This is a genomic window from Bradyrhizobium oligotrophicum S58, assembly GCF_000344805.1.
Taxonomy (GTDB): domain Bacteria; phylum Pseudomonadota; class Alphaproteobacteria; order Rhizobiales; family Xanthobacteraceae; genus Bradyrhizobium; species Bradyrhizobium oligotrophicum.
Window position 1 is genome coordinate 6,027,314 of sequence record NC_020453.1, and the last position, 20,356, is coordinate 6,047,669.

The 20,356-nt window shown below is 66.6% G+C and carries 3 protein-coding genes (1 of these 3 only partly in view); all 3 read right to left on the minus strand.

Annotated elements, in window-relative coordinates:
• Tightly spaced (each overlapping or abutting the next), the 3 genes in view from S58_RS26005 to S58_RS26015 form a layout consistent with a single transcriptional unit that may run on beyond the window.
• Nucleotides 1-4,013, minus strand: the beginning of a protein-coding gene (locus S58_RS26005; RefSeq protein ID WP_015668373.1) for a non-ribosomal peptide synthase/polyketide synthase. The gene continues 12,409 nt to the left of window position 1, outside the view; only the first 4,013 of its 16,422 coding nucleotides appear in the window; it begins with the start codon at nucleotides 4,011-4,013; the stop codon falls past the left edge of the window.
• The gene (locus S58_RS26010) at nucleotides 4,006-10,587 is read right to left on the minus strand and encodes a non-ribosomal peptide synthetase (RefSeq protein WP_042340220.1); all 6,582 of its coding nucleotides are present in this window, start codon (nucleotides 10,585-10,587) and stop codon (nucleotides 4,006-4,008) included. Before S58_RS26010 ends, S58_RS26005 begins: the two co-directional genes overlap by 8 nt.
• Nucleotides 10,587-20,306 carry a non-ribosomal peptide synthetase gene (locus tag S58_RS26015; RefSeq protein WP_015668376.1) on the minus strand — a complete coding sequence of 3,240 codons (9,720 nt, stop codon included), beginning with the start codon at nucleotides 20,304-20,306 and terminating at the stop codon, nucleotides 10,587-10,589. Before S58_RS26015 ends, S58_RS26010 begins: the two co-directional genes overlap by 1 nt.
• Between the last annotated feature and the right edge of the window lie 50 nt (nucleotides 20,307-20,356).

A 20,356-nucleotide genomic window follows, 5' to 3' on the forward strand; every position in this document is an offset into this window, starting at 1 on the left:
CGATAGGCGGCGGGCGCGTCTTTCAGCAGCTGCGCCGTCAGAACCGCATCGAATGTGACCGCCACATCCTCGCCATCGGCAACCCGGTCGACGTCGCCATGGTCGTCGTCGCAAGGCAGATCACCGGCCACGGTCCGCGTCCGCCAGTAGTCGAGCTGGCCTGCCAGCTCCGCGCTCGCAGCGTAGGCTTCGAGCCTCCGGCCCCACGACGCCACGGTTTCGCTCTTCGCTGGAAGCGCAATCGCCGCAACACCCTGCGCGGCCTGTTCGTACGCCGACGCGATATCTTCGAGCAACACGCGCCAGGACACGCCGTCGACCACGAGATGATGCACGACGATCAGGAGCCTCTGGCTGCCGTCCGCCACGTCCATTCCCACCAAGCGGAGCAGCGGACCCTGCAGGGAGAGGCTCGCTTGAGCGATCGCGGCAACCGAGGTGATGTCGGCGGCATCGGCCACGATGCGCGTCCACAGCAGATCGGCGAGCGACGGCATCTCGCCATATCGTGCCTGCCACGCGCCATCGACCTCAGCGAATTGCATCCGCAGGGCGTCGTGATGCGACACGACCGCCATCACAGCCCGGGCCATCGCGCCCCAATCCAGCCGTGCTCCGGGCACAAGCAGGACGGCCTGATTCCAATGATGCCGTTCACCCGCGTCCTCGGCGAAGAAGCGACGCTGGATCGGTAACAACGGCACCGGGCCACCGTCGGACTCGACCGGCCGCGCCGACGCGCCCAGGACCACTTCACTGCGCGCGACACGCGCCAGCTCCTGGAGCGTCTGGTGCCGGAACAGATCGCGCGGCTCGATCGAGAGGCCGCGCTGACGCGCCCGCCCGACCACCTGCAGCGAGATGATGGAGTCGCCGCCCAGCTCGAAGAAATTGTCGGTCAGCCCGACGTGCGGACGCCCGAGCAGCTCCGCCCAGATCGCCGCCAACGTCACTTCCGTTGGCGTCTGCGGAGCAACATAGTTCGCGTCTGCCGCCAGTTGCTGCGGAACGGGCAAGGCCTCACGATCGACCTTGCCGTGGGCCGTGAGCGGCATCTGCGTCAACGGCACGATCCGCGTCGGAACCATGTAGTCCGGCAGCTCCTGCAGCAGAGCCGTCCGCAGCGTCGTCTCGTCGATGTCGCCGGCGCCGCTGACGTAGCCAATGAGCTGCTGTCGCCCGCCGATGTCGCGCGCGACCACCACGGCCGACCGGACACCGGTTTGGCGCATCAGGCGCGCCTCGACCTCGCCCGGCTCGATCCGAAAGCCGCGGATCTTGAGCTGGTGGTCGGAACGTCCGACATAGTCGATCACGCCATCGGCGCGCCAGCGTGCCAGATCGCCGGTGCGGTACAGCCGGGCCCCCGGCTCGCCGAACGGATCGGGGACGAACCGCTGCGCCGTCAGGCCCGGTCGATTCCAATAGCCGCTTGCGAGTCCCTCGCCGCCGATATGCAGCTCACCGGTGACGCCGACCGGAACGATGTTGAGGTCGCCGTCGAGAACGAGCGCGGAGCGCCGGCCGACCGGACGGCCGATCGGCGCATAGGCGCAGTCGATCTCGGCATCGGCATCGACCTTCCAGACCAGAGGCGTGACCACCGTTTCCGTCGGGCCATAGCCATTGATCAGCTTGCGCGGCCGCAGTGCGTGCCTGACCTTGTCGAAACCCGATTTCGACATGGCCTCGCCGCCGAAGGAATACAGCGACACCGGCGGTGGATCGCCGCGCCACGCCGCGAAGTCGGCGAGCTGTTGCAGATAGGCTGGCGGGAAGCCAGCATTCGTGACCTGCTGTGCACGCATCACGTCGAGCGTCTGCTCGGCCGACCAGAGATCGGCATCGCGCATCACCAGCGCGGCGCCGCAACTCAGCGCGGTCCATAACCGCTCATGCGCACCGTCGAAGGTGAACGAAAGGAAGTGCAGCTCGCGCGATTGCCGGTCCATCTCGTAAAGCTCGGCGGTGGCATCGCAATGCATTGCGAACGGCCCGTGGGCGACGGCGACTCCCTTCGGCACGCCGGTCGAGCCGGACGTGTAGATCACATAAGCGAGGCTCTGCGGATCGACCTCGACCGCAGGATCGACTTCCGTTTCCTCAGGTGAGATGAGGCCGAGATCGAGGACGCGCACACTGGGCATCGCCGGCAATTGCGTCGAGCCGACGTCGGTCAGCACGACGCCTGCGCCGGCATCGCGGATGGTCGCCGACAGCCGCGCCGGCGGATGGTCCGGGTCGAGCGGCAGGTAGACGGCGCCCGTCTTCAGCACCGCAAGAAAAGCGGCGACCAGATCAGGCGACCGCTGCATCGAGATGCCGACCAGCGCACCAGGGCGGACGCCGTGCGCCCGGAGATGCCGGGCGATCGCGTTGGCACGGCGATCGAGTACCGCATAGCTGATCGTCTCAGCACCAAAGAGCAACGCCGGTGCGTCCGGCGTTTCCAGCGCGTGCTGGACAAAGCTTCGATGCACCGGCCGGAACGGCGCAAACGTACGGGCACACTCATTCCACCGGGTCACGTCGTCATGTTGCTGCTTCGAGAGCAGATCGAGCGAAGCGATGGGGCGCTCCGGGTCTGCGATCATCGATTCCAGAATGGTGCGCCAATGTGCAGCAAGGCGCTCGATCGTCGTCCGGTCGAACAGAGCGGTGGCGAACGAAAACAGCGCCGAGATGTCGCCCGACGGCGCTTCCTCGCTGTCGACGGCGAGGTCGAATTTGACCGTGTTGATCTCCGGCGCGATCGTCTCGATCTGCAGCTCGGCAGCGGCGGGGACGTCCGCCATCTCGCGCCGGCGCTGATGATTGTAGAGCACTTGAAACAGCGGGTTATGGCTCAGGCTTCGCTGCGGCTGCAGCACCTCCAGCAACCGTTCGAACGGCAGATCCTGGTTGTCCTGGGCCTCGAGCGACGCCTCGCGCAGCAAAGCGATCAACTCAGCGATCGTGCTGCGACCGTCGATCGTCGAACGCAGCACCTGCGTGTTGACCAGCAGGCCGATCAGCCGTCGCGTCTCCGAGCGATCGCGATTGGCAAGCGGAACACCGATACTGATGTCGGGCTGACCGCTATAGCGGTACAACACCAGCTTCAGCGCTGCGAGCAGAACCACGAACAGCGTCGTCTGGTGTCGCCGCGCCAGCTCACGCAGGCGATCGGCCAGCGTTGCGCCGAGCGCAAGGCGTACGCCATCGCCTGACTGGTCGGCCTGAGCCGAGCGGGCGCGGTCGAACGGCAGCTGCAACATTGCCGTGTCCAGGAGCCGATCGGTCCAGTAGCGGAGCTGCTGCTCTCCCTCCGCCGCACTGATCCAGAGCTGCTGCCAAGCCGCGAAATCGGTGTATTCGATCTCGAGGTCCGGTAACGGCGCGACCTCGCCCCGGACCACGCTCTGATAGAGCTGCCAGAACTCGTCCGTCAGCACCTGCATCGACCAGCCGTCGGCTACGATGTGATGCAGCGTCACCGCGAGGATGTGATCCTCCTCGCCGAGCGCCAGCAGCGCCCCACGCAGCAATGGACCGGCTTCGAGATCGAACGGCAGCGCTGCCTGTTCGAGCAGCACGCGTCGCGCCTGCTCCTCGCGGTCATCACCGCCAAAGATGATCCGGCGCAGCTCGACCGGCTGCGACGGACAAACGATCTGCTCGGGCTCGCCGCCCTCCTGCCGGAACACAGTGCGGAGCGCGGCATGGCGAACGACCAGTCCGTCGAGAGCCCGCTGCAAGGCGTCGACATCGAGCCGGCCACGCAGACGGATCGCGATAGGCATGTTGTAGGCCGAGCTGCCCGGATCCATCCGCCACAGGAACCAGAGTCGTGCCTGGGCGGACGACAGTGGTGCTCGCTGCAGGTTCTGCCGCGCGATCGGCAGGATCGACAGATCGATGCCCTTTGCGGCCAGTTGCGCGAGGAAGGCGCGCTGCTTCTCGGCATCGAGACGCGCGAGGCGGCGGGCGATCTCGCTGAGCTGCTGGGTCTGAAGTCCGGACTGGTCATTCATTGGCGAGCTCGACTTCCTGCAGCAGATCGAACATGGCGGCGATGTCGTCGCTGCGCGTCTTCACCGGCTGTTCCGCAGCGAGCGCGGACGCCATGCTCTCGACGGTCGTCAGCTCGAACAGTCGCTTCAGCGGCAAATCCCGCGCGAGATCGCGTTTGATCCGGCCGACGAGTTGAACCGCGACCAGGGAGTCGCCGCCGAGCTCGAAGAAATTGTCGGTGACGCCGACATCGTCCTGGTGCAGCAGCTCGGCCCAGATCACTGCGAGTGCGGCCTCGGTCGGATTGCGCGGCCCGACGCGTTGTGTCTCATTCGCCCGGGCGTCGGGTCGCGGCAGCGCCTTGCGGTCGATCTTGCCGTTCGGCGTCAAAGGCAGCCGTGGCAGCACGACCACCCGCGACGGCACCATGTAGTCGGGCAGCACCGCCGACAGCACCATGCGCAGACTGCCACCGTCGAGCGTGTCTTCGCCGCTGACATAGCCGATCAGCTGCCGGCTGCCGCCCAGCTCCTGCGCCACCACGACGCTGTCGCGCACGCCGCTCTCGCCGCGCAGCCGCGCCTCGATCTCGCCGAGCTCGATGCGATGGCCGCGGATCTTGACCTGATGGTCGACGCGGCCGACATGCTCGAGCACGCCATCGGCCCGCCAGCGCGCGAGATCGCCGGTGCGGTACAGCCGCGCATTGGCCGTCCCGAACGGATCCGGAATGAAGCGCTCGGCACTGAGAGCCGCCCGGTTCCAATAGCCGCGCGCGAGCCCCTCGCCACCGATGAACAGCTCACCGGCCACGCCGATCGGGGCCAGGTTCAAATCATCATCGAGCACGTACAGCGTGGTGTTGCCGATCGGACCGCCGAGCACCGGCGTCGGATCGGCGGCATCGAGCCGATGCCGCGCCGACCACACCGTGGTCTCGGTCGGCCCATAGAGATTCCAGACCTCGCTGCTCAGCGCGACCAGCCGTCGCGCGAGATCGGGCGCCAGCGCCTCGCCGCCGCTCAGGATGCGGCAACCTCCAGGTATCCACTCCTGCATCGCCTCGTGATCGAGCAGCATGCGCCAGCTCGACGGCGTGGCCTGGATCATGGTCACGCCGTGCTTGGCAACCAGCACCTTCAGTGCAGCCGGATCATGTGCAGCGGCGCAATCGGCGAGCACGATCTGGACGCCATGGGTCAGTGGCAGCCACAGCTCCAGCACCGCGATGTCGAATGACAGCGACGTCAGCCCGAGCACGCGATCCTCGCGCGCAATGCCCGGGTGCTCCGCCATCGTTGCCAGGAAGTTCGCCACCGCGCCATGACGCACCATCACGCCCTTGGGCAACCCGGTCGAACCGGAGGTGTAGATGACGTAAGCGAGGCTTTCAGGATGCACGTCGACGTCGAGGTTATCAGTGTGGCCATTGGCTTCTCTCGCCGTCACATCGAGCAGCCAGGCCGCGACGCCGCTGCGTTCCAACGCCGGCGCAAAGCGCTCGTGCAACGTGTCCTGCGTGAGCAGCAGCGCAGCGCCGCTATCGTCCAGCATGTGGGCGAGGCGATCGGCCGGATAGTCGGGGTCGAGCGGCAGGTAGGCTCCGCCCGTTTTGAGCACCGCGAGCAGAGCCACGATCATCGTGACACTGCGTTCCAGCGCCAACCCAACGATCACGTCAGCAGTGACACCGTGGTCTCTGAGGCGACGCGCCAGGCGGTTCGCGCGCGCGTTCAGCGCGCCGTAGCTGATCGTCTCCTCACCGTGCACGACGGCGATCGCGTCGGGCGCCTGCGCGGCCTGCGCCTCGAACTGCCGGTGCAAGCACGAGGTGTCCAGCTTCTGGGCCGTCGCATTCCAACTGTGCAGCAACCGCGCGCGATCGTCGACCGGAACGACGTCGAGCTCGCGTATCGGTGTGTGCGATGCAGACTCCAATGCCGAGGCCAGTTGTTCCAGGGCCTGCTGCACCATCCCGCAGACCCGGTCCGGCGCGACCGGCGCCGCGACCTGAACGGTGAGGCGAAGCCCATCGCCATCGTCGTCCACCGCCAGCATCAGCGGATAGTTGGTGCGCTCCTCCACGCCGAGCCATTCGATGCCCTGCAAGGGATCGGCGAGCTCCGCCTCGGCTGGCTGCTCATCTTTCTGGGCATGACGAAAATTCAGGATCGCTGAAAACAACGGTGTCGGCGGCGCAACGCCGCTGCAGCGTTGCGCCATCGCCAATGAGGCATGCTCATGCTTCATCAGCTCTGCCAGCCGTGCATGTGTCACGCGCACGCTTTCTTCGACCGAGGTGCCGTCGAGATCGAGGCGCAGGGGCAGCGTGTTGATGAACAGACCCAGGCTGCGATCGATCTCGGTGCCGGCCTGCATGCGGCCGAACAGCACCGTTCCGAACACGACCTGCTTGCGCCCACTGCTGCGCGCTAGCACCTGTCCCCAGGCAATGTGGCAGAGGCTTGCAAGACTCACCCCGAGCCGTCGCGCCTGCGCCCGCAACCGCGCATCGAGTGCCGGCGGCATCCCGAGCTTCGCTTCGGACACGCCCTCACCGTCGCTCCGCACGTTGATCAAACCGAATGGCGTCGTCGGCGCATCGATGTCGGACAGCATGTCGCGGAAGAACCGCTGCTGCATATCCTGCCGGGCGGCATCGCGGGTCTGCGCCACGAGATTTCGAAACGGCACTGGCGTCGACAGGAGTTGCCGGCGGCCGGACAGAATGGCCCGCACCTCATGATGCATCGCCTGCAAGGTCGAATGGTCACCGATCAGATGGTGCAGCTGGACCAGCACCAGAAGGCGATCAGTTTCGGCGTCACGCGCCACGGCAAACCGCAACAACGGCGCCTGCGCAAGATCGAGCCGGCTGGATCTGGGATCGAAGCGCCGGGCGAGCTGCAGATGCGCCGGCTCATCACCATCGAGCTTGACCTCCGTGACGTTCAGCGGTGCGCGGCGCCAAACCGCCTGTGCCGGCGTGGACAAGCCGTCCCAGACGATCGACGTCCGCAGAACATCGTGCCGATCGATCACCTCCTGCACGGCAGCAAGATAACGATCCAGCAGATCACGGCCGGAGAACGCCATCTGCGCCACCAGCACGTAGGGGTCGCCCTCAGTCGCCAGCATATGATGAAACAGGATGCCCTCCTGCAGCGGCGACAGCGCGTAGATGTCCTGAACATTGCCGACGCCGCCCGGCACGCGATCGACCACGCGATCGATCTCGGCTTGCGTCAGCGCGATCAGCGGCAGCATCTCGGGCGTGATCGCCGACGTCTTCGCCGTGATCACGTTGGCGGGGATCGCAACCTCCCGGCTGTGCTGCAGGCTCGCGGCAAGATCGCGCAGCACCGGCTTGGCGAATATCGTATGCGCATCGGCCGACAGTGCGTGGCGCTTCAAGCGGTCCAGCAGGCGGACGATCAGCAGAGAGTGGCCGCCAAGCTCGAAGAAATGATCGTTGCGTCCGACCCGCTCTACGCCGAGCAGCTCGCACCATATGTCTGCGAGCATCTGCTCGATCGCGCCCTGAGCAGGCTCGTGGCCCCGATGCGAGAACGCCCGGTCATCCGGAGCCGGCAGCGCACGCCGGTCGACCTTGCCATTCGGCGTCAGCGGCAGCGCGGCGACGCGCACGATTGCCGTAGGGACCATGTAGTCCGGCAGGCAGGCCTGCAGATGGGCGCGCAATTGCCTGGTCCACTCGTCCGCGTCACCGGCGTCGCCGGACGGCACGACATACGCGACGAGTTTCACCTCGCCTGGCGTATCGCGCCGCGCCAGCACCGCGGAATCACGCACGCCGTCATGCGCATTCAAACAGGCTTCGATTTCGCCCAGCTCGATGCGGAAGCCGCGGATCTTCACCTGGTGGTCGTTGCGGCCGAGGAATTCAATGTCGCCGTCGGCCAAATAGCGGCCGAGATCGCCGGTCCGGTACATCCGGGCATCGGGAGTGAGACCGAAAGGATCGGCGGCGAAACGCTCCGCCGACAGCTCCGGACGGTTGAGATAGCCGCGGGCGACGCCTGCCCCGCCGATCCAGATCTCGCCGACTGCGCCGCGCGGCACGGGCAGACCTTCGGCATCGAGCAGATAGATGCGTGCGTTGGCAATCGGACGACCGATCGGCACGACGCCGCCGACGAAGCCGGGCGGACGGCGCCATGCGGTCGCGCAGACCGTCGCTTCCGTAGGGCCGTAGGCGTTGAAGACGGCGAGGCTCGGCGGCAAGCTCGCGATGAGCTCCGGCCTCGGCAGTTCGCCAGCCAGAACAAGAGTCTCGAGATCCGCGAGGCGTGCCAGATCCGGGCGGCCCTGCAGCACTGCGGGGGGCAGCGTCGCATGCGTGATCCGATGCTCGGACAGATAGTTCAGAAGCCCCGACGTGTCGCGATGCTCCCGGTCGCCGAGCAGATGCAGCTCGGCGCCGGAACACAGCGCCATCACGATGTCCCACGCACTGGCGTCGAAGCTGAAGGACGCGAACTGCGCGATCCGGCTGTGCGGGCCGACATCGAACAGCGCGGCCTGGGCGAATGCAAGATTGACCAGTCCGCGATGCTCGATCATCACACCCTTCGGCCTACCCGTGGAGCCCGATGTGTAGATCACGTAGGCGAGATGGCGGGACGTCAAGCCGGCGGCAACGACGTCCGGCGCATGGTCCGGCAATCCTGCCCACGCTGGAGCATCGCGCCTCACATCGATGGCGGGGCACGCCACTGCTCCGAGCGTCCTCGCTCCGTCTTCGTCGCACAGCAGGAGAATCGGAGCGGCGTCCGCCACGATCTCGCGCAGCCGCTGTGGCGGATAGGCCGGATCGAGCGGCAGATAGGCGGCGCCTGCCCTGAGCGTCGCGAGGACGCTGACGATCGTATCGATGCCGCGCTGTTGGCAGATCGCGACAAGACGATCCGGACCGGCACCGAGCGCAACGAGGTGGTGCGCGAGGCGATTGGCCCTGGCCTCGAGCTCGCAATAGGTCAGTCGGACGTCATCATGGACGAGAGCCACCGCGGAGGGACGCCGACGCGCCTGCTCGGCTATCAGCTCCTGGATACAGCACTCGGATGGATACGACGCCTGCGTGCGATTCCAGGTGGCAAGCAGCAGCGAACGCTCTTCAGCCGACAGAAGATCGATCCGATGTACCGGCCGATCGATGTCAGCGACTATGGCCCGCAGCACGGCCAGCAGATACGCCCGGTGACGCTCCACCGTGGTCTCGTCGAACAGCGCCGTCGCGAAGTTCAGCTTGCCGAAAATACGGCCGCCGCTTTCGCTCAGATCGAGCTCGAGGTCGTATTTGATCTGCCGCTGCTCGGTCGGGACGCGCTCGACCGTAAGACCCGGAAGCTCGAATGCGCCGAGATCGTTGCTCTGCCACGCGAACACGACCTGAAAGATCGGCGTATATTCCGGCTGGCGCGGGGGCTGGAGCACTTCGACCAGATGTTCGAACGGCAGGTCCTGGTGGTCCTGCGCCGTGAGGACCGCCGCCTTCACGCGGCCGATGAACTCGGCCACGGTCGGCGCTTCCGAGACGTCGAGGCGCAGCGCCAGCATGTTCACGAAGAAGCCGATCAGCCCTTCGAACTCTGGGCGCGTCCGGTTAGCCGTCGGCGTGCCGATGACGAGATCATACTGCCCGGCAAGCCGCGCCAGCACGACGGCCCAGGCCGACAGCACGATGACGAACGGCGTGGCGCCAAGCGCCAGCCCCAGCCGCCTGATCTCGGCCGACAGCTCGTCGTCGATCTCAACCGGCACTGCGGCGCCGGAAACGGATCGCGGCGCGGACCTCGGCCGGTCGGTCGGCAGCGTCAACAAAGGCGGTGCATCCCCGAGCACGGCCGTCCAATGATCGAGCTGTTGCCGCAACCGTTCTGTCGTCAACGACCGGCGCTGCCACGCGGCATAGTCGGGATATTGGATCACAAGCGGGCGCAACGGATCGGCCTCGCCCGCGACGAAGGCGCCATACAGCGCGGACAGCTCGCGCACGATGATCCCCATCGACCATCCGTCGAAGACGACGTGGTGCTGGCTGAGCAGCACGACATGTTCATCGTCATCGAGCCGGATCAGGCTGCTACGGATCAGCGGGCCCGTGGCGAGATCGAACGGCACGGCCATGCTCGCATCGAGCACGCCGCACAGCCGCTGCTCGCGATCGGCAAGGCCGCGAAGGTCATGCATCTCGAGTGGCAGCCCGGCGTCCAGTGGCAGCAGTTGCACATGCGGCTCACCACCGTGAGCAATGAAGACCGTCCGCAGCGCCTCATGTCGCGCAAACAGACGGTCGAGGCTGCGACGCCATGCATCGACGTCCAGCCGCCCTCGAAGACGAAGGACTGCATCGATGTGATAGTTCGTATTCGGGCCTTCGAGCTGCGCCAGCAGCCACAGTTGCTGCTGCGCGTAGGACAATGACAAATTGCGCTCACGATCGACGACGGCGATCGTATCGGCTTCACGTTTCCCGACGTTGCGGCCACGCGCTCGGGCGGCCAGCGCCAGGCGCTGCAGTGCGTCCGGATCGAGATCCCGCAGGCTCCGCTTGACTGATTCTCTACTCATCACACCTCCGCCTCGATCAGTTCCTGGAGCTCGCGCTCCTCGAATTCCTCCTCGATCAGGCTGATCGAGACGATGCGGGCGAATTCCGCCAATTCGGAATGGGCAAACAGCTTGGAGAGCTGTACCGAAACGCCGAACTCCTGCGCGACCCGGCTCATCAGCCGTACGGCGAGCAGCGAGTGGCCGCCGAGCTCGAAGAAGCGATCGTTGCGGCCGACACGGTCCACGCCGAGGAGCTCCGTCCAGATGCGAGCGAGCGTGATCTCGATTTCCCCGATGGGAGCCTCATACGCGTGCCGTGAGGTTTCGCCTTGCCAAGGTGACGGCAGCTTGCGGCGGTCGATCTTGCCATTCGGCGTCAGCGGCAGCCGCGGCAGCACCATCACGCGCGATGGCAGCATGTAATCCGGCAACAGCGATGCGAGATTCGTGCGCAGTTCGGCGCCATCGAGCCGCTCTTCGCCGCTGACATAGCCGATGAGCTGGCGGTCTCCTCCGAGCTTCTGCGCCACCACAACGCTGTCGCGCACCCCTGGCAGCTCCAGCAGCCGCGCCTCGATCTCGCCGAGCTCGATTCGATGGCCACGGATCTTCACCTGATGGTCGGCGCGGCCGACATAGTCGAGCACGCCATCGGAGCGCCAGCGCACCAGATCACCGGTCCTGTACAGCCGCCCTCCGGCAGCATCGAATGGATCGGGAATGAACCGCTCCGCGCTCAGCGCGCCACGCTTCCAATAGCCGCGCGCCAAGCCCTCACCGCCGATGAAGAGCTCACCGGCGACATCGACCGGAGCGAGATTTAGGTTGGCATCGAGCACATAAAGCGTGGTGTGGCCGATCGGGCCGCCGAGCACCGGCGCCGGATGATCGGCATCGAGCCGATGGCGCGCCGACCACACCGTGGTCTCGGTCGGGCCATACATGTTCCACACGTCGCGCCCGAGCTCCGCCAGCCGTCGCGCCAGATCCGGCGGCAGCGCCTCGCCGCCGCTCAGGACGCGGCAACCCCAGGGCAGCCACGGCTCCGATCCCTCGTGATCGATCAGCATGCGCCAGCTCGACGGCGTTGCCTGCATCATCGTCACGCCATGCCTGGCGACCAGCGCCTTCAGGTCGGAAGGATCATGCGCCGCGCTACGATCGGCCAACACGATCTGCGCGCCGTGGGCCAGCGGCAGCCACAGCTCGAGCACCGCGATGTCGAACGACAGCGAGGTCAGTCCGAGCACGCGGTCATCGGAGACGATGCCCGGCTGCTCCGCCATCGCCGCCAGGAAGTTGGTCAGCGCCCCATGGCGCACCATCACGCCCTTGGGCGATCCGGTCGAGCCGGAGGTGTAGATGACATAGGCGAGGCTCTCGGGGTGAATGGTGACGTCGAGATTGCCGGCCTCGCCTGCCTCCTCTGCCGCACTGCTATCGAGCAGCCAGGCCTCGGCACCGATCTCGGCCAGCGCCGGCGCAAACCCAGCGTGCAATGTCGCTTGCGTCAGCAGCAGTCTGGCCCCGCTGTCGCGCACCATGTAGGCGAGACGCTCGGCCGGATAGTCTGGATCGAGCGGCAAATAGGCCGCGCCCGTCTTCAGCACCGCAAGCAGCGCCACCATCATCATCGGCCCGCGCTCCAGCGCCAGGCCGACCACCATGTCGGCGCCGATGCCCCGGGCTCTCAGTCGCCGCGCCAGCCGGTTCGCCTGCGCGTTCAGCTCGCCATAGCTCATCGCGTGGTCGCCGCTGATGATCGCGGTCGCATCAGCGGCTCGCGCCGCCTGCGCTTCGATCTGCGTCACGACGCAGGGCGCCGCGACGTTCAAGGATCGTCCGGATGTCGTCTGGCTGGCAGCGCTTCCGCTCCAACGCAGGATACACGCGAGCGCATCGCAACCGATTGCGTGGAGACAGCCTGTCGGACGGGTAGCATCAGCCGAGATCTGCGCCAGCCAGTCCCGCATGGCTGCGCTCAGCAGCCGAACCGCGCGCTCACCCAGTTGGGCACGATCATAGTTGAAATCCAGCCGAAGCCCTTCAGCGCCATCGAACGCCGCGACTGCGAGCGGATAGTTGGTCGGCGTCACGTGCTCGACCTTGCCGATCCGCCGCCCCGCACTTTCTTGATCTGTCAGCGCCTGATCGATCGGATAGTTCTCGAACACCATGATGCTGTCGAACAGCGACTGGCCCCCCTCACCCGCAAGGCGCTGGATCTCGTGCAGCGGCATCCATTCGTAGTCGCGCGCGGCGACGTTCTGCCCTTGCAGGGCCCGAAGCCAGTCCCCGAGCTCGGTCTGCGGATGCGGGCCGTCGATCAGGGGCAGCGTGTTGATGAACAGCCCGACCATCCCCTCGGCGCCTGCGAGCTCGGCCGGACGTCCTGCGACCGTGACGCCGAAGCAGACGCGGTCCTGTCCGGTGAATTGCCGCAGCAGCTGCACCCAGGCGCCCTGCAGCAATGTGTTCATCGTGATCCGCTGCTGCGTCGCGAACCGGCGCAGATGCACCGTGAGATCGCCGTCCAGAACCGAGGTCACCCGGCCGTGGCCTGTCATCCCTGCAATCGTGCCACTTGCGCGCAACGTGTCTGCCAGACGGGTCGGCTCATTGAACTTGCGCAAGGTCCGGCGCCAGAACTCAGCTGCAGCCGTCTGGTCGCGGGTCTGCAGCCAGGCGATGTAGTCGCGGTAGCTGCCTTGCGCGACGGCCGGCGCTCCGCCGCCGATCTGCTGCAGGACATCGGCGATCAGCCGGGCCGAGCTCCAGCCGTCGAGCACGATGTGATGATGCGTCCAGATCAGCCACACCTTGTCCTCATTGAGCCGGATCAGCCGCAGCCGCTGCAGGGGCGGACGCGTGACATCGAAGCCAAGCGCGCGCTCCCGCTGCGCCGCTTCGGCCAACGCCGCATCGAGATCGCTGCCAGCACGCTGCGCGCCGCGCCAGTCGTCCTCGACGACCGGCGCATCGAGGCGGCGATGGACGATCTGCTGCGCCGCTCCGGACAACTGCTCCCAGACAAATCCGGTCCGCAGCACCGCATGACGCGCGCTTGCCTCCTGCCAAGCCTCGCGCACCTGCGCCGGGCTCACGCCGCGCAGCTCGACCGCGAGCTGGTTGACATAGGCGTCGTCCTTGCCGTCGCGGATGGCATGGAACAGCATGCCCTCCTGCATCGGCGATAACGGATAGATGTCTTCGACATTGCTGCAGTCGAGCGTCGCGCAGAGCCGATCGAGCGCGGCCTGATCGAGCCCCGACAGCGGAACATCCGACGGGGTGAGACAGGGGGGAGTGCCGAGGCAATGGTCGACCAGACCACGCAGCGCGGCTTTGTAGAGCTCTGCGAGCCGTTCCACCGTGGCGCGGCGATAGCGACGCCGGCCATAACGGAAGGCAAGGCTAAGCTGCCCTTCGCGCACCTCGCCATTGACGGTGAGCCACGCCCGCAACGGCGTATCGGCGGCGCGCATCGAGCCGGGAGATTCGGGCGCCATCCGGTATGCGGCTTTGGCTCCGAGATCCGCGTCGAAGCGGCCGAGATAGTTGAAGACGATCCTGGGGCTTGGCGTCCGCGCCAAGACGTCACGATGCTCGGGCGCACCGAGATAGCGCAGCACGCCGTAGCCAAGACCGTGGTCGGGTATGGACCGCAAGGTTTCCTTGACGCGCTTGATCAGCGCGCCGTCGGGCTCGCCACCGCCGCCGAGACGAACCGGGAAAGCGCTCGTGAACCAGCCCACCGTCCGCGTAATGTCGGCCCCGGCGAAGATGTCTTCGCGACCATGGCCTTCGAGCTCGATCGCGACGTCCTCGCGCCCGCTCCAGTTCCAGATCGCGCGCGAAAGCGCAGCGAGCAGCAGGTCGTTGACCTGGGTGCGGTAGGCGGCCGGTGCGGCCTCGAGCAACCGCGCGGTCAACGCCGGATCGACGCTCAGCACCACCTCGTCGGCATCGGCTTCGACGTCGACGCCGCCGTGATCATGGTCGCACGGCAAATCGCTGCCTGACGAGGACGCCAACCAGAACGGCATCTGTTCCGCCAGCCGCTCAGAGCTCGCATGCGCACTCAGCCGCTGCGCCCAGGATGACGGTGAATCGCTATTCGGCGGCAGGGCGACCGCTGCGCCGCTCGCGATCTGCGCACAGGCGGAGGCGATGTCCTCGAGCAGGATGCGCCAGGATACCCCGTCGACTGCGAGATGATGGATGGCGACCAGCAGACGCTGACTGCCGTCGACAAGGTCAAAGCCGACAGCGCGCAGCAAGGTCCCCGAGGCCAGCGAGAGGCTCGCCTGCGCCGCGGCTGCAATCGCGCCGATGTCACCAAGCTGGACTCCACTTCGGATCCAGAGCAGGTCCGACGCAGCCGGCACGTCGGCTGGCGAGCCCTGCCACACCTCCCCCACCCGACGATAGGCGATGCGGAGCGCGTCGTGATGCATCACGACAGCCGCAAGTGCACGCTGCAGCACGCTCCATTCGATCTGCGCCTGCGGGATCAGCAGCACCGCCTGATTGAAGTGATCGCGGTTGGCGATCGTCTCAGAGAAGAACCGCAATTGGATCGGCAGCAGCTCCGCAGCGCCGGCGTTCACGGCGCGGCGTGCTGCTGCCGGCGACGTCACGGCCGGTGTGGAGGTGGTCACGACCACACCGGCCAGCGCCGCTATCGTCTGCTGCGCGAACATCTGCTTCGGCGTCAGGATCATGCCGCGCTTGCGCAGCCGCGCGATGATCTGCAGGCTGAGAATGGAATCGCCGCCAAGCTCGAAGAAGTTGTCGTTGCGACCGATGCGGTCGCGACCCAGCACCTGCTGCCACACCGCCGCAATCGCCTGCTCGGCCGCTCCGACGGGGGCGGCATAGACGGCAACGGTCTCGTCGTCCGGTTGAGGCAGGGCGGCACGATCGAGCTTTCCATTCGCCGACAACGGAAGACGCTCAAGCATGATCACGCGCGTCGGCACCATGTAGTCCGGCAACAGTGCCGCAAGCTGCTGCCGAAGCCCGTCCGGCCGCAACGTCGTGCCAGGTGCAGCCACGCAGTAGGCCACCAGCTCCTGACGCTCCTGGTCGGCGTCGATGGCGCGCGCGACGACAACGGCGTCGGCGATGCCTTGTCGCGACGTGATCACGCGGGCAATCTCGGCCGGCTCGATGCGGTAGCCGCGCAGCTTTATCTGATCGTCGCGCCGTCCCAGGAAAATGATGCGCCCCGCCTGATCACAGCGCACGCGGTCGCCGGTGCGATAGAGGCGCTCGCCCGCAGGCCCGAACGGATCGGGAATGAATCGCTCCGCGGTCTGGCCGGGCGCGCCGCGATAGCCGCGCGCGAGCCCCGCTCCGCCGACATAGAGTTCGCCGGCGGCTCCGCACGGCACTTCGTTCAACGCATCGTCGAGCACATGAGCGCGCAGGTTCGCCAGCGGCAGCCCGACGGGGACGGCACCGTGGTCTGCCTCGCCCCATTCATGGGTGGTCACGCCCACCGTGGTCTCGGTCGGACCGTAGTGATTGATGATCCTGCACTGCGGGCGCAGGCGGCGGACATCCTCGATCAGGGCGGGATCGCTGGGCTCACCGCCAAGGATCAACACGTCGCGCGGCAGCATGTCGGCCGAGCGGCGCGCCCGCAGCAAGCCGCGCAAATGGCTCGGCACGATCTTGAGAATGCCGACCTCGCCATCACGCATGGCCTGCGCGAAAGTATCGGCGTCGAATGCCGCATCCGCCGCCAGAAGATTCAAGGTCGCCCCGGAGGCGAGCGCACCGAACAGCACGGTATGGCCGAGATCGGCTGCAACGGTCGAGACCATCGCCATGCTGGCCCCTGCCCTCGGCTGCAGCCGCGACAGCAGCGCCTGCACATAGTTTGCGACCGCCCCGTGCGAGACGGCGACGCCCTTTGGCGCGCCGGTCGATCCGGACGTGTAGATGACGTAGGCGGTTTGCGCCGGATGGGCTCCAAACGGAACGAACACGTCGGAGGAGTCGTTGCCGCGCCCTTCGGCGTCGATGACGAGGCAATCCAGCGCTTCCGCAGCGGCCAGACGGTCGACGTCCGCGATCAGCCGGGTGATGGCGCCGTCGTGAAGGATCCGTTCGATGCGCGCGACCGGCCATGCCGGATCGAGCGGCACATAGGCGCCGCCAGCCTTCAACACGCCGAGCAACGCCGCGACGAAGGCCGGCGACCGTTCGATCCATAGCGCCACCGGCGTCTCTCGCGTGACGCCGTGAGCAGCAAGCGCGCGCGCGATCCGGTCCGACCACCGCTCGAGCTCGGCGACGCTGACCTCGATCTGCCCCTGGCGCAGCGCGATCTGGTCGCCGCGATCAGCAGATGCGGCGGCGATCAGACCGAGCATGTCCGTGAAGGCGAAGCGCCGCACGTCCTGCGCCACGACCTGCCGGACATCTCGCGCCAGCGTGAAATCGGCCAGCGGCCGGTCGATGCCGTCGGCGATCTGCTGCAGGAAATCGACGAGCTGACGTCCGACCCGTTCGACGCTGGCCACGTCGAACAGATCGGTCGCGTAATTGAGGCTCGCGGTCATGTTTGCGGCGCCGTCGACGATGTCGAGCGCGAGATCGAAATGCGAGCCGGCGAGATCGATGATGCGGGCGTCCGCGCGCAGACCGTCCACCGCGGTGAAGCCGCGCGGCGCCGCCATGTAGTTGAACTTGACCTGGAACAGCGGATTGTGTCCGCCCGAGCGGGCCGGCTTCAGCGCATCGACCAGACGGTCGAAGGGGATATCCTGATGCGCAAGCCCGGAGATGACCTCTTCCTTCGCCTGCTCCAGCAGATCGGCGAAGCTCATGTCGTCCGCGATGTCGGCACGGAGCACCAAGGTGTTGACAAAGCAGCCGATCAGCGATGCGAGCTCCGCCTGCCGGCGTCCGGCCACGGGCACGCCGACGCGCAGGTCCGACTGGCCGGAGTAGCGAAACAACAGCAATTGATAGGCGGCGAGCAGCAGCATGAACATGCTGACGCGCTGCTGTCGGGCGAGCGACCGCAGCTTCAGCGCCAGATCCGACGCGATCTCGACATGGATCGTATCGCCGCGATAGCTCTGCACGGGTGGACGTGGCCGATCGAACGGCAGCACGAGCGGCGAATGCGTCTCGCCGAGCCGCCGGCGCCAGTAAGCGAGCTGCTGGTCGGCCTCGGGGCTGCCGAGCCATTCGCGCTGCCATGCCGCGTAGTCGGCATACTGGATCGCAGACGGTGCCGGTAACGTCCCTGCCCCACGCCGGAGCCCGTCATAAATGGCGGATATCTCGGCAAGCAGGACGTCGAGCGACAGACCATCGGCCACGATATGATGCGCTGTCAGCAGCAGCTCGTACCGGTCGTGGGCAAGCTGCATCAAAACGGCGCGCAGCAGCGGGCCGTGGGCGAGATCGAACGGCCGGCCCAGTTCGTCTCGTGTGCGCGCTGCGACCCGCTGCGCACGATCGGCCCGGGGGCAGCGGCGCAGATCCTCGACGGCGACAGGAATGTCGAGCGCCGCATGGATCACCTGCTTGGCGCGGCCATCCTGCGCCACGAAGGTGGTGCGCAGCGCTTCATGGCGAGCGACGACCTCGGTCAGGGCCTGCACCAGTAACGCCTGGTCGAGATGCCCCTCGAACTGAACCGCGCAGGCAATGGTGTAGGCCGTGCTGTCCGGATCCATGCTCCAGAGGAACCAGAGCCGCTCCTGCGCCGGCGACAACAGCTCGCGCGCGCCGGGCGGCGCCGCCCGCAGCGGGAGCACTCTGCACTTTCCGTTCGTCGCATCAACCTGGGCCGCAAGTGCGGCCAGCGTCGGTGCATCGAAGAAGCAGCGAAGGTCCAGCTCGACACCAAAACGGTCGCGCACCATCCCCGCAATCTGCGCAGCGGCGATCGAATTGCCGCCGAGCATGAAGAAGTCGTCGTCGCGGCTTACTTGGGCGACACGCAGCACGTCCTGCCAGATCGAAGCAAGACGGCGCTCGGTCTCGCTCGCAAGCTCTGAAACCAGCAACAGATCGGCGTCCTGGCGTCCCCGCTCGAAGACCATGAAACTGTCGAGCGTGCCCTGCGCCCAGCCGGCCCGGCAGGCCGAGCGTTGCAGCTTGCCGCTGGTCGTCAGCGGTATGCCTTGGGGGTTGAGCAGAACGACGACCGCCGGATACTCCTGCGTCTGTCTCATCACCGCTTCGCCGATCGCCTTGATCAGCACGTCCGACGGCGTTCGTCGCAGCACCACCCTGCTGAACTCGGCCGCGATGCCGATCCCTTCGGCTCCGTCGATCTCGACGGGGAACGCGGCGACGCGGCCTTTCCGAACCGACGTCACGTCCGTCTCGACGGCTTGCTCCAGGTCGAACGGATAGATGTTCTGGCCGCGAACGATCAGCAGATCCTTGAGCCGGCCGGTCACGACCAGCGTGCCGTCGCGGACAAAGCCGAGGTCGCCGGTCCGCAACCATCGCGCACCGTCGCGTGCGACGAAGGCCTGCGCCGTCGCCTGCGGATTGTTCCAGTAGCCCTTCGCCACACTCGGACCTGCGACCCAGATCTCGCCGATCTCGTTGGCGTCAGCCTCGGCGGACGCATCGGATCTCATGATCCGCACCGCATGACCGTCAGCCACGGTGCCGCACGCCATCAGGTCGGTACCTTCGTCCGCCTCCGCAATACGTCCGCTGCCCAGCGCGACCGGATCGAGCGTCTGACACGCGGCCTGGCTTTGGCGATCCCCCGCCGTTACCAGCAGGGTTGCCTCAGCCAGGCCGTAGCATGGCGTCAGCGCACGAGAATCGAAGCCGGTGGTCCGAAAGCGCTCCGCAAAACGCTCGAGCGTTGCGCGGCGGACGAATTCAGAACCGGAAAACGCGAACCGCCATCGGCTCAGGTCGAGACGCGCGATGGCTTCGTCGGACACCCGGTCCACGCACAACGCGAATGCAAAGTCCGGCCCGCCACTGCATGTGCCGCCATGGCGATGAATTGCGTCGAGCCAGCGCCGCGGCTGTTCGAGGAAATTGCGCGGCGACATCAACACCGCGGTGAAGCCCGTGAACAGCGGATTCAGCAATCCGCCCATCAGCCCCATGTCGTGGTAGAGCGGCAGCCAGCTGACGAATACGTCGTCCCTGGTTCCGCCAAGGGCCTCCTCTATCGCGATCTCATTGGCGACGAGGTTTCGGTGGGTGACGCAGACTCCCTTCGGCTGCGAGGTCGAGCCCGACGTATATTGGAGAAACGCGATCGCATCGCCCTTCAAATCCGGCTCGCGCCAGGACGCTGCTGCATCGACCCGCAACGCGTCGACCGCGACGATATGCGCGACGGTCCGGCCGAGAGAGGCTGCTATGCTGTCACGAAGCCGCGCCTGAGTGAGAATGAACCGTGGCGACGCGTCGCGCAGAATGCCTTCGAGGCGGCTGGTGTAGCGCTCCTTGCCAGCTTCCGGCGGATAGGCAGGCACCGCGATGACACCAGCATAGAGGCAGGCGTAGAACGCGACGGCATAGTCCGGCCCGTTCGGCAACAGGAGAACGGCACGTTCGCCTTCACCTGCAAGCTCCTGCAAATGGGCCGCGAGCGCGCGAATGCGCTGATCCAGAGCGGCGAACGTCAGTTCCTCCGCGACGTCATCGCCTTCGATGAAGCGCAGCGCCACATGGTCCGCACGCAGGACTGCATGCTCGCGGAGGCGTTCGACCAGAGTTTCTATCCGCATCTTCTCAGGTACCCGATAAGCAGCGTGGCGTTCGATCGGCGGGAGGGTCG